The sequence below is a fragment of the Stenotrophomonas sp. TWI602 genome (assembly GCF_039674045.1).
Lineage (GTDB): Bacteria > Pseudomonadota > Gammaproteobacteria > Xanthomonadales > Xanthomonadaceae > Stenotrophomonas.
Genome location: NZ_JBDJMT010000001.1, coordinates 540634 through 555219 on the forward strand (window position 1 = coordinate 540634; position 14586 = coordinate 555219).

13 protein-coding genes are annotated in these 14586 nt (G+C 66.7%); 9 read left to right on the forward strand and 4 right to left on the reverse strand.

Features of this window, described 5'->3' with window-relative positions; all coding sequences use genetic code 11:
* Positions 1-107: 107 nt before the first annotated feature.
* Positions 108-2081, reverse strand: coding sequence for a DUF3857 domain-containing transglutaminase family protein (locus ABE483_RS02350; protein ID WP_346481059.1), 1974 nt, complete (start codon positions 2079-2081; stop codon positions 108-110).
* Positions 2082-2159: 78 nt separating this feature from the next.
* Entirely contained in the window at positions 2160-4517 is a 2358-nt protein-coding gene (locus ABE483_RS02355; protein WP_121036781.1) for a DNA translocase FtsK, read from the reverse strand.
* Between the two features lie 255 nt (positions 4518-4772).
* On the opposite strand from ABE483_RS02355, the gene trxB reads away from it, so the two are divergent.
* The 5 genes from trxB (at position 4773) to ABE483_RS02380 (ending at position 8606) form a co-directional block, all read left to right on the forward strand.
* Positions 4773-5735, forward strand: coding sequence for a thioredoxin-disulfide reductase (gene trxB, locus ABE483_RS02360; RefSeq protein WP_102788476.1), 963 nt, complete (start codon positions 4773-4775; stop codon positions 5733-5735).
* A gap of 114 nt (positions 5736-5849) precedes the next feature.
* Positions 5850-6977, forward strand: a complete 1128-nt coding sequence (locus tag ABE483_RS02365; protein WP_313212305.1) for a GNAT family N-acetyltransferase — start codon at positions 5850-5852, stop codon at positions 6975-6977.
* Positions 6974-7723: a leucyl/phenylalanyl-tRNA--protein transferase gene (aat, locus tag ABE483_RS02370; protein WP_346481036.1), complete on the forward strand. Its 750-nt coding sequence runs from the start codon at positions 6974-6976 to the stop codon at positions 7721-7723. Before ABE483_RS02365 ends, aat begins: the two co-directional genes overlap by 4 nt.
* An 86-nt stretch (positions 7724-7809) precedes the next feature.
* Positions 7810-8028, forward strand: a complete 219-nt coding sequence (gene infA / locus ABE483_RS02375; RefSeq protein ID WP_005409596.1) for a translation initiation factor IF-1 — start codon at positions 7810-7812, stop codon at positions 8026-8028.
* A 215-nt stretch (positions 8029-8243) separates the two neighbouring features.
* Positions 8244-8606: a hypothetical protein gene (locus ABE483_RS02380; protein WP_070471582.1), complete on the forward strand. Its 363-nt coding sequence runs from the start codon at positions 8244-8246 to the stop codon at positions 8604-8606.
* 82 nt (positions 8607-8688) lie between these two features.
* Here the strand turns inward: ABE483_RS02380 and clpA are convergent, their stop codons facing one another.
* Positions 8689-10968 (reverse strand): ATP-dependent Clp protease ATP-binding subunit ClpA, encoded by a 2280-nt coding sequence (gene clpA, locus ABE483_RS02385; protein ID WP_313212303.1) that lies wholly within the window; start codon positions 10966-10968, stop codon positions 8689-8691.
* 374 nt (positions 10969-11342) lie between these two features.
* Positions 11343-11675 carry an ATP-dependent Clp protease adapter ClpS gene (clpS, locus tag ABE483_RS02390; protein WP_121036775.1) on the reverse strand — a complete coding sequence of 111 codons (333 nt, stop codon included), beginning with the start codon at positions 11673-11675 and terminating at the stop codon, positions 11343-11345.
* Between the two features lie 94 nt (positions 11676-11769).
* Here clpS and ABE483_RS02395 point away from each other — a divergent pair, with 94 nt between their 5' ends.
* Genes ABE483_RS02395 through hflD form a run of 4 tightly spaced genes read left to right on the forward strand, consistent with a single transcriptional unit; the run spans position 11770 to position 14444 of the window.
* On the forward strand, positions 11770-12234 hold the full coding sequence (locus ABE483_RS02395) for a YbjN domain-containing protein (RefSeq protein ID WP_313212302.1): 465 nt from the start codon (positions 11770-11772) through the stop codon (positions 12232-12234).
* A gap of 1 nt (position 12235) precedes the next feature.
* On the forward strand, positions 12236-12697 hold the full coding sequence (locus ABE483_RS02400) for an NUDIX hydrolase (protein WP_313212301.1): 462 nt from the start codon (positions 12236-12238) through the stop codon (positions 12695-12697).
* Complete coding sequence (gene mnmA / locus ABE483_RS02405; protein ID WP_313218289.1) at positions 12694-13833, forward strand: tRNA 2-thiouridine(34) synthase MnmA; 1140 nt, start codon at positions 12694-12696, stop codon at positions 13831-13833. Before ABE483_RS02400 ends, mnmA begins: the two co-directional genes overlap by 4 nt.
* On the forward strand, positions 13830-14444 hold the full coding sequence (hflD, locus tag ABE483_RS02410) for a high frequency lysogenization protein HflD (RefSeq protein WP_152150794.1): 615 nt from the start codon (positions 13830-13832) through the stop codon (positions 14442-14444). Before mnmA ends, hflD begins: the two co-directional genes overlap by 4 nt.
* Positions 14445-14586: the final 142 nt, after the last annotated feature.

Below are 14586 nucleotides of genomic sequence, written 5' to 3' on the forward strand. Positions count from 1 at the left end.
GCGGGTATCCAGGCGAATGGGAAGGATGGGAGGCAGTGTGCCCATTCAATCCTGAATGGGCGATCAGGGACACATTATGCGCTGGAAACCAGATCCATCCAGCGCCCTCACGGGCCAGCCTGCACCGTCTTCAGATCCCCGTACACCACCTGCCCACGGAACCCGCGCCGGACCTGCTGGTACAGCTCGCGGAAGGCGGCATAGTCCTGCGGCAGGCACAGCGCATCGGCCCCGCGCACGGCGCGCTGGTGCAGTCGATGGCGCGCGGTGATCACCTGCCCGTCGCGCGTCCACTCCACCTGATACTCACCGGCCGCGTTGGCGAAGTGCTGGCTGCGCGGAATCGCCACGATCGGCACGTTGGCCGGGAAGGTCAGCTGGTAGCGCTCATCGCGCAGACTGTCGTTGCAGTAGAACGGCGTGGCGTTGTCCGGCGCCGATGTGCTGGCGTACAGGTCGCGGAACGATTGGCTCCCCGGTGCGTCAGGCACCCCCATCCCGCCGACCGCGCCGAAATCGACGTAGTCGCTGGCCTGGAAGTCATAGCGGAAGTTGAACGGCCGGGTCAGGTCCTGCGGGTCGCCCAGCAGTGTCAGTGCGCCACTCCCGTCGAAGCCGGACGCGGCCATCATCGATTCTTCGGCACGCGCCCGGTTCTGCGCGTTGAGCCGCGCGAAGGCGCCGCGCATGCCAATTTCGGTCACGCCGCTGGGGTGCAGCACGGTCTGGCCAGACAGATTGCCCGCCGCATCGAACCGGAACGCCGCCTCGATCCCGGTGCCGTTGCGCGAGGCATCGTTGGCCGGGGTGCGCGCCAGCACGGCCTGGCGGGTATGCAGCACCGGCGCACCGAGATCGCCCTCGGGCAACTGGCCAACACGCGCATAGGGCGCGGTCGAGTCCAGGTACAGGTCGAACTCGGGGATGTAGGTGATGGCGTGGTCGAAACGGCCCAGCAGCGGAATCGCCGGCAGCGTCGGCCCACCGCCGGCACCGATCAGCACCGGCGTACTCTGGATGCCCCGCGCAGCCAATAACGCCTCCAGGATCACGACATGGTCTTTGCAGTCGCCGTAGTGGTTGTCGAGGATGCTCTGCGCCGGGTTGGGCTCCAGCCCGCCGTTGCCCAGGTACACCGCCACGTAGCGGATGTTCTGCGCCACCCAGCCGTACAGCACGGCGGCCTGCTCGCGGCGGTCGGTGATGCCACGGGTGAGCTCGTCGGCCAGCGCCTGGATCTGCGGCGTGACCGCGGCGGCCTCGCCACCTTTGAGCTGATAGGCCTGCGCCACCTGCGACCAGTCACGATACGTACTGGCCATGATGGTGGGGCTGTACTCCCACGCGGCGGCGGACCAGTTCTGCGCCTTCAGTGGATCCGTGCGCCGGTACGTCCATTCCCAGCGTGCCATGCCATTGCGCACACGCGGCGCCTGGCTGCCCTGCACGCCACGCTGTTCCACCTGCATGGGCAGATCGGCAGGCGCACTCAGGGTCACGCGGGCATCGTCGTACTGGGTGAACACGCTGAAGGTTTCCCACAGGCCGAAGTAGCCCGGGAAATACGGCGTGTTCTGGGTGCGCCGGGTCTGGTAGACCACGCGGGTACCGGGCGCCAGATTCGGGAAGACCACCACGCGCACCTTGCGGTCGGCGTACATCGCCGCGGCCGCGCTGGAATAGCTTTCCTGGGTATAGATGCGGTCGGCCGGCACGTCGCGGCGCTGGCCGTCCGCCGTCAACGTGTAGGCCTGCAGCACCTCCAGCGTCTCCATCTTCTCGCTGTAGCTCAGCCGCACCTGGCTGAACTGCTCGACCGCCGATTTGGTCTTGAGCAGGATGTCGTACTCTTCGGTCTGCGTATTGCCCGCATCGGGGCGCACCACGTAGTCGGCACGATAGCGTACGAAACTGAAGTTGTTGCTGGCCTGCGCTTCAGCGCCCGCGGCCGGGCCGCCCTGCCCGCCCGGGGTGGTCGGTGCAACGGGTGTCGCGGGTGTCGCGGGTGCCGGTACGGGCTGGGCATCGGCCCACGCCACTGCCGGCGCAAGCGTCATGGCGCCCAGCATCGTCCAGATCATCGGCTTCATTGCAGGTTCCTTGTGCTCGGCAACACCCGGGCAGCGCCCGGGTTCCATACAGCCAGGCCGCGCCCGGCGTTACTTGGGCGGGGGCGGCGCCAGCACGCTGCGGTCGCCATTGTGCTCGGGCGGGCTGACCACGCCAGCCGCCTCCATCGCTTCAATCAGGCGCGCAGCACGGTTGTAGCCGATCTTCAGGCGACGCTGCACGCCGGAGATGGAGGCACGGCGGGTTTCGGTGACGATGCGCAGGGCCTCGTCGTACAGCGGATCGGACTCATCGCCGCCACCGCCGCCCGCCTCGGGCAGGCCACCGGGGCCGACCACGACGCCATCGCCCATCATCTGCACTTCGTCCAGCACGCCGGTGATGTAGTCGGTCGGGCCGCTGGCCTTGAGATGTTCGACCACGCGGTGCACTTCCTCATCGGAGACGAACGCACCGTGCACGCGGTCCGGCAACGCGGTACCCGGCGGCAGGTACAGCATGTCGCCATGGCCGAGCAGCGTTTCCGCGCCGGACTGATCCAGAATGGTGCGCGAATCGATCTTCGAGCTGACCTGGAAGCCGATACGGGTCGGGATGTTGGCCTTGATCAAGCCGGTGATCACGTCCACCGAGGGGCGCTGGGTGGCCAGGATCAGATGGATGCCGGCCGCACGCGCCTTCTGCGCCAAGCGCGCGATCAGTTCTTCCACCTTCTTGCCGACGATCATCATCATGTCGGCGAATTCGTCGATGAAGATGACGATGAAGGGCAGCGTCTCCAGCGGGCGCGGGGCCTCGCCGAGTTCCGGATTGGGCTTGAACAGCGGGTCCATCATCGGCTGCCCGGCGTCCTGGGCATCCTTGACCTTCTTGTTGAAGCCGGCCAGGTTGCGTACGCCCACCGCGCTCATCAGCTTGTAGCGCCGCTCCATTTCGGCCACGCACCAGCGCAGGCCGTTGGCGGCCTCCTTCATGTCGGTGACCACCGGCGCCAGCAGATGCGGGATGCCCTGGTAGACGCTCAGCTCGAGCATCTTCGGGTCGATCATCAGCATCCGCAGGTCTTTCGGCGAGGCCTTGTACAGCAGGCTCAACACCATCGCGTTGACCGCCACGGACTTACCCGAGCCGGTGGTGCCGGCCACCAGCAGATGCGGCATGCGCGCCAGATCGGCCACGGTCGGGCGGCCGGCGATGTCCTTGCCCAGCGCCAGGGTCAGTACGCTGGCGGACTTGTCGTATTCCTTGGAGCGCAGCAGCTCGGAGAGATAGATCATCTCGCGGGTGACGTTGGGGATCTCCAGACCCACCACCGACTTGCCCGGAATCACATCGACCACGCGCACGGATTTGACCGACAGCCCGCGCGCGATGTCCTTGTCCAGCGAACTGATCTGGCTGACCTTGATGCCCGGGGCCGGCTCGATTTCGAAGCGGGTGATGACCGGGCCGGGATAGGCACCCACCACCTGCGCATCGATACGGAAGTCCTTGAGCTTGAACTCGATCTGGCGCGACAGCGTTTCCAGCGTGCCCTCGTCGTAGCCCTTGGGCTGCGGCTTGGGATCGTCCAGCAGTGCCAGCGGCGGCACGTCCGAGCCATCGCCATTGACCCCGCGGAACATAGGAATCTGGGTCTCGCGCTTGGCGCGGTCGCTCTTCTCCAGCACCGGCTCCGGGCGCGGCTCGATCTTGACCGGCTCGCGCTTGGCGCGGACCTCGGCGTCGACCTTGCGCACTTCCTGGCGCTCCTCGCGCATCGCGCGGGTCTGCTGCCACTCGGTGGCCTGCTCTTTCTTCTTGTTGAACAGCGGCGGCAGCGCCAGCACCCAGTTGCCGATCTTCTCCATCACCACGAACCAGGAGATGCCCGTGGCCAGGGTGATCGAGGCCAGCAGCAGCACCAGCACGAACAGGTTGGCGCCCAATGCGCCGAAACCGACGCTGAGCGAGCTGCCCACCAGCTTGCCGAGGATGCCGCCGGCATGGGCCACATCGGCCACGAACAGGCGCAGATGCAGGAAGCCGGTGCCGGCGATCAGGAAACCGACCAGGCCGACCAGGCGCAGCGCCGGATCCAGGTCATGCTCGCCCTTGGCTTCCCGCTTCAGGCCGAACATCGCGATCCAGGCCAGTGCGCCCAGCACGATCGGCAGCACGAAGGCCATGTAGCCGAACAGCTGCAGCAGGACATCGGCGATCCAGGCACCGGCGCGACCGCCCATGTTGTGGACCGGCGCGACCACGCTGCCGGTATGCGACCAGCCAGGGTCGGTGGCCGAGTAGGTGAACAGACTGGCGACCAGATACAGCAATGCCGGGGCGACCGCGATCAACCCCAGGTCGCGCCACAGGCGCTGCCGGCGCGGATTGTCCTCGCCGGCCGGTTTGCGCGGCGCTGCCTTGCTGTCGGACGCCTTGGCTCGTTCCGGGACCTGTTTCGCCACCTTAGACCACACCTTGGGAATGCACTGTTAGTGCTTGATAATAAACGACTGGATCCCACCCCGGTAGGTGCCGGCCGTTGGCCAGCACGGCCAGCGTCAAAACTCCGGCACCGGAATGGGCGTCGTGCCTGGCGGGTCGCCGCGTTCCACTGCGCGCCTTGAATCGCCCCGCCCCTGCCGCCACTCTATGACTTCGCTCGGACGCCGCGCAATCACCCTGCCAGTGTCCCGCCCTACCTTCTATTGCGAGCTTACATGAGCAACTCCAAGCACTCCCGCCTGTTGATCCTTGGTTCCGGCCCGGCCGGCTGGACCGCCGCCGTCTACGCCGCGCGCGCCAACCTCAAGCCCGTCGTGATCACCGGCCTGCAGCAGGGCGGCCAGCTGATGACCACCACCGAGGTGGACAACTGGCCTGGAGATGCACACGGCCTGATGGGCCCGGACCTGATGACCCGCATGCAGGCGCATGCCGAGCGCTTCGAGACCGAGGTCATCTTCGACCACATCCACACCGCTGATGTCTCCCAGCGCCCGTTCAAGCTGATCGGCGACAGCGCCGAGTACACCTGCGACGCCCTGATCATCGCCACCGGCGCCACCGCCAAGTACCTGGGCATCCCCAGCGAAGAGGCCTTCAAGGGCCGCGGCGTGTCCGCCTGCGCCACCTGCGACGGCTTCTTCTACCGTGACCAGGACGTGGTCGTGGTCGGCGGCGGCAACACCGCCGTGGAAGAGGCCCTGTACCTGTCCAACATTGCCCGCAAGGTCTACCTGGTCCACCGCCGCGACACCCTCAAGGCGGAAAAGATCATGCAGGACAAGCTGTTCGCCAAGGTCGCCGCCGGCAAGATCGAGACCGTGTGGCACCACCAGGTGGACGAAGTTCTGGGCAACGACGCCGGCGTGACCGGTGTGCGCGTCAAGTCCACGCTGGACGGCAGCACCCGTGACATCGAGGCCCATGGCTTCTTCGTGGCGATCGGCCACCACCCCAACACCAGCCTGTTCGATGGCCAGCTGACCATGAACAACGGTTACCTGGACATCCGCTCGGGCCTGGGCGGCAACGCCACCCAGACCTCGGTGGAAGGCGTGTTCGCCGCCGGCGACGTGGCCGACCAGCACTACCGTCAGGCGATCACCTCGGCCGGCTTCGGCTGCATGGCCGCACTGGATGCCGAGCGCTATCTGGATGCGAAGGGTCAGGCGAGCTGATCTGACGCCCGAATCGCGCAGCACACGAAGGCCGGTGAATCATTCACCGGCCTTTTTACTGGCCGGTACGTTCCGCCCGCCCTGCGCCCGTCCCACCTGCTCTATCCTCTGCCCATGCCCGATCCACGTTTCCTGCATCGCCTGTCCGATGTCCCCGCCGCCGCCTGGGACGCCCTGCACGACGGCCGCAACCCCTTCCTGTCGCACGCCTTCCTCGCCGGCCTTGAAGAACACGGTTGCCTGCGTCCCGAATGGGGCTGGCGGCCGCGCCACTTCACCCTGTGGGACGGGGGCACCCTGGTCGCGGCGATCCCGGGTTATCTCAAGGACAACTCGCACGGCGAGTTCGTGTTCGATCACGCCTGGGCGCACGCGTACGCCCAGCACGGGCTGGACTACTTCCCCAAGTGGCTGGGCGCGGTGCCGTATTCGCCCGTGACCGGCCCGCGTCTACTTGCCGGCACAGCGGAGGATCGTGGCGCGCTGCTGGCATCGCTGGCGGGCGAAGTGGCACGCCTGGGCTGGTCCTCGGCCCACATCAACTTCCACCCCGCCGAGGAAGACCCCGCCTTCAGCCCGGACTGGCTGCTGCGCGAAGACATCCAGTTCCAGTGGCACAACCCCGGTGGCTGGCAGACCTTCGACGACTTCCTCGGCGCGATGGACCACAAGCACCGCAAGAACATCCGCCAGGAACGGGCCAAGCTCGCGCGCAGCGGCGTCACGTATCGCATCGTGCATGGCGATGAGGCGACCGAGGCCGATCTGCGCGCCATGCACGGTTTCTACCTGCAGACCTTCGCCGAGTACGGCAACTCGCCCGCGCTGACGCTGCCGTTCCTGCAGCATCTCGCCCGGACGATGCCGCGCGCGCTGGTGATGTTCCTGGCCGTGCTCGATGGCGAGCCGGTCGCCGGTGCGCTGTGCCTGCGTGGCGCGGACACGCTCTATGGGCGCTACTGGGGCGGCGCCACCCTGCCCGGCCTGCATTTCGAGACCTGCTACTACCAGGGCATCGCCTACTGCCTGCGCGAAGGACTGGCCCGCTTCGAGCCCGGCGCCCAAGGTGAGCACAAGCTGGCGCGCGGCTTCCTGCCGCACCGGGTGCGCAGCCGGCACTGGATCGCCGAGCCCGCCTTTGCCGAGGCACTGGTTGCGTGGTGCGCACAGGAGCGCGCCGAGGTCGCCCACTACGCACGTGTACTGGCGTCGCACAGTCCGTTCAAGGCCGACCTGGCATGACCCGCCGGCTGCCCTGGCGCCTGGACGATGCGCCGGACGCTCCCTTCCCGCCCGCCGAGACCGCGCTGCGCGATCCGGATGGCCTGCTGGCGCTCGGCGGCGACCTCTCGCCGGTGCGGCTGCTCAACGCCTATGCCGGCGGCATCTTTCCGTGGTTCTCCGAAGGCCAGCCGCTGCTGTGGTGGTCGCCGGACCCGCGCATGGTGTTCCGTACCGACGGCGTGCACCTGTCCAGCCGCTTTCGCCGCTCGCTCCGGCAGAGCGCCTGGACGCTACGGGCCGACAACTGTTTCGAGCAGGTGATCGATGCCTGCGCGGCCAGCCCGCGCCCGGGCCAGGACGGCACCTGGATCACGCGCGACATGCGCGACGCCTACGTCGACCTGCACCGTCTCGGCTTCGCGCACTCGGTGGAGGTGTTCGATGGCAATGCCTTGGTCGGCGGCATCTACGGGGTGGCGATCGGGCGGATGTTCTTTGGGGAGAGCATGTTCAGTGCGGTCTCGGGCGGCTCCAAGGTCGCCCTGGCCGGGTTGGCCCATCGGCTGGCCAGCTGGGGGTGGCCGCTGATCGATGCGCAGGTCGAAAATGACCATCTGCTGCGCATGGGCGCTGAGCACTGGCCCCGGCAGCGCTTTCTCGCGCTGGCCCGTGAACAGGTCCAACAGCCAGCCGCCGCAGGCGATTGGGTGGATTTGTTCGGCACACTGGCCGCCGCCGAAATCGCTGATCCGGACCGGCCTTAACCAAAACTTTGCATCAAACGCCCGACGCGCGTAAAATGCCCGCTCTTCAGGCCAGCTCGGCCGGTTACAGAACTGCACAGGACTACATGTCGAAAGACGACTCCATCGAGTTCGAAGGCACCGTCAGCGAGACGCTGCCGAACACCACTTTCCGCGTACGACTGGAAAATGGGCATGAAATCATCGCCCACATCTCCGGCCGCATGCGCAAGAACTACATCCGCATCCTGACGGGCGACCGCGTCAAGGTCGAAATGACCCCGTACGACCTGACCAAGGGTCGCATCACCTACCGCATGAAATAAGCGGTCCGGGGGTTGTTCCCGCCAGAAGGCCAGCCAGGTGCTGGCCTTTTCGCGTGGGCGGCATTCTGCCGGCAGCGGCCTTACCCTGCCAAGCGACACCCTGACCCAGTGCACCCTGACGTCGGTCAGGATGCCTTGATGCAGATTCGCCCTGGCACGCAACGGTCCACGCTGGCGGTCGATCCAATCCGGATCATGACCCGATGGCCCCCGCCATGAAGTACCTGTCTCCCCTGCTCCTGATCACCTGTCTGGCCGCCGCGTCGGCCCAGGCCGCCGAACCCACAGCCCCCGGCGACTGCATCACGCTCTCTGCGGATCAACAGCTGGTACGCAACGGGGCTGACCGCGACGTGCTGCTGCGCAATGGCGACCAGCATTACCTGGTGCGTTTCGAACGCTCCTGCAGCAGCGCCGCGATGTCGCCGAAGCTCGCCTTTGTCACGCCCGGCCGGGAGGGCCAACTCTGCGGCGCAGGGGCCAGCAAGCTGCGCACCAATGGACAGAGCTGCGCGATCAGTGCCGTTGATCCGATCACCGCCGAGGAATTCACACGCAAGGCGCGCGCGCGCCAGTGATCGGCCAAGCACCCACGCCCGCGTAAACAAAAGCCCCCTTTCGGGGGCTTTTGCATTCATCTCGACAACACCTGCGACCCGATTACACCGTGGCCGGCAACAGACGCTCCGGCTCGGCCTCGGTCTCGACAAACAGCTGGTCGTCGCGGACGTCGATGCTGACCTTGCCACCGTTGACCAGCTTGCCGAACAGTAGCTCGTCGGCCAGCGGACGCTTGATCTTGTCCTGGATCACGCGCGCCATCGGGCGGGCACCCATCAGCGGATCGAAGCCATGGTGGGCCAGCCAGTCGCGCGCGGTCGGGGTGGCCGACAGGCTGACGTGCTTTTCCTGCAGCAGCATTTCCAGCTCGATCAGGAACTTGTCCACCACGCGCAGGATGTGCTCGAAGCCCAGCGCCTGGAACTGCACGATCGCATCCAGACGGTTGCGGAACTCCGGCGTGAAGCTCTTGCGGATGACCTCCATCGCGTCGGTGGCATGGTCCTGGCGGGTGAAGCCGATCGAACGCCGCGAGGCCTGGGCCGCGCCGGCATTGGTGGTCATCACCAGCACCACGTTCTTGAAGTTCGCCTCACGGCCATTGGTGTCGGTCAGCACACCGCGGTCCATGACCTGCAGCAGGATGTTGAAGATGTCCGGGTGGGCTTTTTCCACCTCGTCCAGCAGCAGCACGCAGTGCGGGGTCTTGACGATCTTCTCGGTCAGCAGGCCGCCCTGGTCGAAGCCGACATAGCCCGGAGGGGCACCGATCAGGCGGCTGATCGAATGCGACTCCATGTACTCGCTCATGTCGAAGCGGACCAGCTCGATGCCCAGCTGCAGCGCGAGCTGCTTGGTCACCTCGGTCTTGCCCACGCCGGTCGGGCCGGAGAACAGGAAGTTGCCGATCGGCTTTTCCGGATTGGCCAGGCCCGAGCGGGCCAGCTTGATCGCCGAGGACAGTGTCTCGATGGCCGGGTCCTGGCCGAAGATCACCATCTTCAGGTTGCGCTCCAGATGCTGGAGCACGTCCTTGTCGGTCGCGCTGACCTGCTTGGCCGGGATGCGGGCCATCTTGGCGACGATGGTCTCGATCTCCTCGATGTCGATCAGTTCCTTGCGCTCACCGTCCGGCAGCAGGCGCTGGCGGGCACCGGCTTCGTCGATCACATCGATCGCCTTGTCCGGCAGCAGGCGGTCGTTGATGTGCTTGACCGACAGATCCACCGCAGCCTGCAGCGCGTCATCGGCGTAGGTCACGCCGTGGTGCGCTTCGTACTTGGGCTTGAGGCCCTGCAGGATCTCGTAGGTTTCGCCCACCGTCGGCTCGACGATGTCGATCTTCTGGAAGCGGCGGGCCAGGGCCCGATCCTTCTCGAAGATGCCGCGGTATTCCTGGAAGGTGGTCGAGCCGATGCAGCGCAGCTCGCCCGAGGCCAGGGCCGGCTTGATCAGGTTGGAGGCATCCATGGTGCCGCCCGACGCGGACCCGGCACCGATGATGGTGTGGATCTCATCGATGAACAGCACCGCATTGGGCAGCTTCTTCATCGCGGTCAGCACCCCCTTCAGGCGCTTTTCGAAGTCGCCGCGGTACTTGGTCCCGGCCACCAGCGCGCCGAGGTCCAGCGAATAGATCACCGCATCGGCGAGCACATCCGGCACCGACCCTTCCACGATGCGCTTGGCCAGGCCTTCGGCGATCGCCGTCTTGCCCACGCCCGCCTCGCCCACGTACAGCGGGTTGTTCTTGCGGCGACGGCACAGGACCTGGATGGTGCGCTCGATTTCATCGGCACGGCCGACCAGCGGGTCGATCTTGCCGTTGCGGGCCTGGTCGTTGAGGTTGCTGGCGAACTCGGCCAGGGCATCGCCCTTGCCTTCGCCCTCGGCACCCTCGGTGCGGCCCTCGCCATCGGCGGCGGGCGGCACTTCGCCCTCCTCGCCCAGCTTGGCGATGCCATGGGAGAGGTAGTTGACGATATCCAGCCGGGTGACGTCCTGCTGGTTGAGGTAGTACACGGCGTGCGAGTCCTTCTCGCCGAAGATCGCCACCAGCACGTTGGCGCCGGTGACTTCCTTCTTGCCCGAGGACTGTACGTGGTACACCGCGCGCTGCAGCACGCGCTGGAAGCCCAGCGTCGGCTGGGTATCGCGCCCATCATCTTCGGCCAGGCGCGAGACCGAGGCCTCGATGGCCTGTTCCAGTTCCTGGCGCAGGCGGTCGGCATCCGCGCCGCAGGCCTTGAGGACGGCCTGGGCGGACGGGTTGTCGAGCAGTGCCAGCAGCAGGTGTTCCACCGTCATGAATTCATGCCGGGCCTCACGGGCGCGCTTGTAGCACTGTCCGATGGTGTGTTCGAGGTCTTTACTGAACATGATTAACTCCGGCGGCAGTTAGGAACAATATGCGGCCAACCTTCACGATTTCCATCACCCTAGCGGATCAGTGCGTTCAGACGGCGTTAGCACTTGCCTGACCGCTCCGTCCATTCGACGAGCCTCCATCATGCACGATCTTCCGGCCACGAAATGGCAGCTTTGCCGTGATGGCAATGTCACGGCCAGCCAACGGTGCTGCAGCGGCCCGCGGGTGGCGCCGGGAGGGACTGGCGCGCGTGCCATCGTCGGACCGCCAGAGCAGGCTTCGTAGCAGGCACGACGCAGGGACACGCCGGCCGCTGAGGGCCGGATGTCAGTGTTGGTGGAACAGTGCGGATCGCGGGCACACGCAGTGCAGGCCCGCCAGAACGTCAGCCGCTGGCCTTTTCCATCGTGCACAACAGCGGATGCTGGTTCATGCGCGAGAACTCGTTGACCTGGGCGACCTTGGATTCGGCGACCTCGCGGGTGAATACCCCGCACACGCCGCGACCGCGGGTGTGCACGTGAAGCATCACCTGGGTGGCCTGGTCCAGATCCATCGAGAAGAAGTGCTGCAGGACCGTCACCACGAAATCCATCGGGGTGTAGTCGTCGTTCAACAGCATCACCTGGTACATCGGCGGTGGCGCGACCTCAGGGCGTGCAGGCTCAAGCAGCACGCCATGGTCGTGATGAGTTTCGTGGGAAGTCTCGCGGGGCATCCCCACATTATAGGCCTCCAGCCCCCGGATTGGACGTTGCCCCCCGCCGCCCTTCACAATCTGCACTCTCCAACCAGACCTTCACAGGGATTTCATGAAAAGGATTGCTGCCGCACTGCTGCTGGCCGTGACTGCCACCGGCGCCCATGCGGCCGAGCCGGACAAGGCGGTCGGGCGTGCCCTGGACACGCTGAAGTACACCTACGAGGTGGACGAGGACGGCGACTACAAGATGGTCTTCGACATGGATGATGGCCGCAGCCAGCTGGCCTTCGTGCGCTCCACCGTCGAGGAGTTCGGCAAGCACAAGATCCGTGAGATCTGGTCGCCGGCCTACAATTCGCCGGGCAAGCAGTTCCCCGCTGCCGTCGCCAACCGCCTGCTGGAAGACTCGCAGGATGCCAAGATGGGTGCCTGGGTGAAGCAGGACCAGCTGGCGATGTTCGTGGTCAAGGTCGATGCCACTGCCACCCCGGAGCAACTCAGCGACGCCATCGATGCGGCCATCCGCACTGCGGACGCCATGGAGCTCGAACTGACCGAGCAGGACGAATACTGAAGTGAATGCCGTGCAGGAACCGCGCTGGACGCCCCATGTCACCGTGGCCACCGTGGTGGTGCGTGATGGGCGTCTGTTGCTGGTCGAGGAGGCGATCGACGGGCGCCAGGTGCTGAACCAGCCCGCTGGGCACCTGGAGCCGGACGAATCGCTGGCGGCGGCTGCCGTGCGTGAAACGCTGGAAGAGACCGGCTGGACGGTGCGCTTGAGCGCCTTCATCGGTACCTACCAGTGGACCGCCCCGGATGGCACGCCGTTCCTGCGCTTTGCCTACGCGGCCGAACCGGTGTCGCACGATCCCGACCGGCCGCTGGACGACGGCATCCTGCGCGCGCTCTGGCTGACCCCGGCCGAGCTGAAGGCCGATCCCGACCGCCTGCGCAGCCCACTGGTCTGGCAGGTGGTCGAAGATTACCTGGCGGGCCAGCGCCACCCGCTCTCCATCGTCAAGGAGGCTGCATGAGCACCCCGCGCATCATGGTCGGTGTCTCCGGCGGCGTGGACTCCTCCGTCGCGGCCTGGCGGCTGGTCCAGCAGGGCGAGCCGGTGGCCGGGCTGTTCATGCAGAACTGGGCCGATGACGGCAGCGGCGATTGCCGCGCCGAAGATGACCGCCGCGATGCCGTGGCCGTGTGCGGCCTGCTCGGCATCCCGTTCCACTTCCGCGATTTCTCCAGCGAGTACTGGCAAGGGGTGTTCGAACACTTCCTGGCCGAGTACGCCGCCGGCCGCACGCCCAATCCGGACGTGCTGTGCAACCGCGAAGTGAAGTTCAAGCATTTCCTCGATGCCGCGCGTGAGCTCGGCGCCGAGCGCATCGCGACCGGGCATTACGCCCGCGTCGCGCAGGTCGGCGGCCGCTGGGCACTGCTGCGTGGTGCCGACCGCAGCAAGGATCAGAGCTACTTCCTGCACCAGCTGGGCCAGGAACAGCTGGCCGCCACACTGTTCCCGATCGGCGATCTGCAGAAGAACGACCTGCGCCGGATTGCCCGGGACGCGCGCCTGCCCACCCACGCCAAGAAGGATTCCACCGGGATCTGCTTCATCGGCGAACGCGACTTCCGCGAGTTCCTCGGCCGCTATCTGCCGGCGAAAACAGGCGAGATCCGCGATCCCGATGGCGCCCTGATCGCCGAACATCCCGGCGTGTTCTATTTCACGCTCGGCCAGCGCGAGGGCCTGAACATCGGCGGCGTGCGAGGCCGGCCGGCGGCGCCGTGGTATGTGGTCGGCAAGGACGTCGCCAGCAACGTGCTGTACGTGGACCAGGACCGCGAGAGCCCGTGGCTGCAGTCCACCCGGCTGCACTCCGAGGCCGCCCACTGGATCGCCGGCGCCCCGCCCGCGCGCCGGTTCGCGTGCACTGCCCAGACCCGGTACCGCCAGCCCGATGAACCCTGCACGGTGTCTGTGCGCGATGACGGCACCCTGGAGGTGCGCTTCGCCCGGCCGCAGCGTGCCGTCACCCCCGGTCAATCGCTGGTGTTGTATGACGATGAGGTCTGCCTTGGCGGCGCCGTCATCGCCGCCACCGATGCCCCCCTGGAACAGCGCCTTCGCGCCACCCCTTCTCCTTTCGAGGTATCTGCTGCATGAGTTTTTCCGTCGACGACCGCGTTCTTGCTCTGGCCGGCATCGCCCAGGCCCTGCAGCAGGTCCGCCGCATCGCCGAAACCGGCCACTCCGAAGCCGCCGTGGTCCGCACCGCGGTGGAGAGCGTGTTCCGCATTGACGCGGCCAGCCCGCAGGAGATCTACGGCAGCGCCAGCAATGTCGCCCCGGGCCTGCGCCTGCTGCACAACTACCTGAGCAGCCAGGGCCAGGATGAGCACCTGCCTCGCCTGGCCTTGTCCGTGCTGCAGCTGGAGCGCCGGTTCGTGCGCGAGAACGAGATCGTAGCCAAGGTCAGCACCGGCATCGAGCGCGCCCAGGCCCAGGCCAGCGAGCTCGGCGACAGCGCCCACCCGGACGTGCTCGCCGCGCTGGGTGGCCTGTACGCAGACACCATCAGCAACCTCAAGCCGCGCGTGATGGTCCAGGGCAATCCGCACTACCTCGGCCAGGCCGGCGTGGTCGCCGAGATCCGCGCCCTGCTGTTGGCGGCGGTCCGCTCGGCGGTGCTGTGGCGCCAGACCGGCGGCCAGTACTGGGACTTCCTGTTCTCCCGCAAAACGATGCTCGAAGCGGTCGCGCGCCAGCTGCGCTGAGCCGCGGTGGAGGGGCCGCCGGCGGGATCGGCGGCCCAGCCTCGTGCCCCTTGGGTCGAGGGCGACGGGCGGAAAAATCATGCGGACGGCTAAAGCAAACCGGGGTACGGCCGATACAGCATCCGTGCACCTCCCCGAGAAC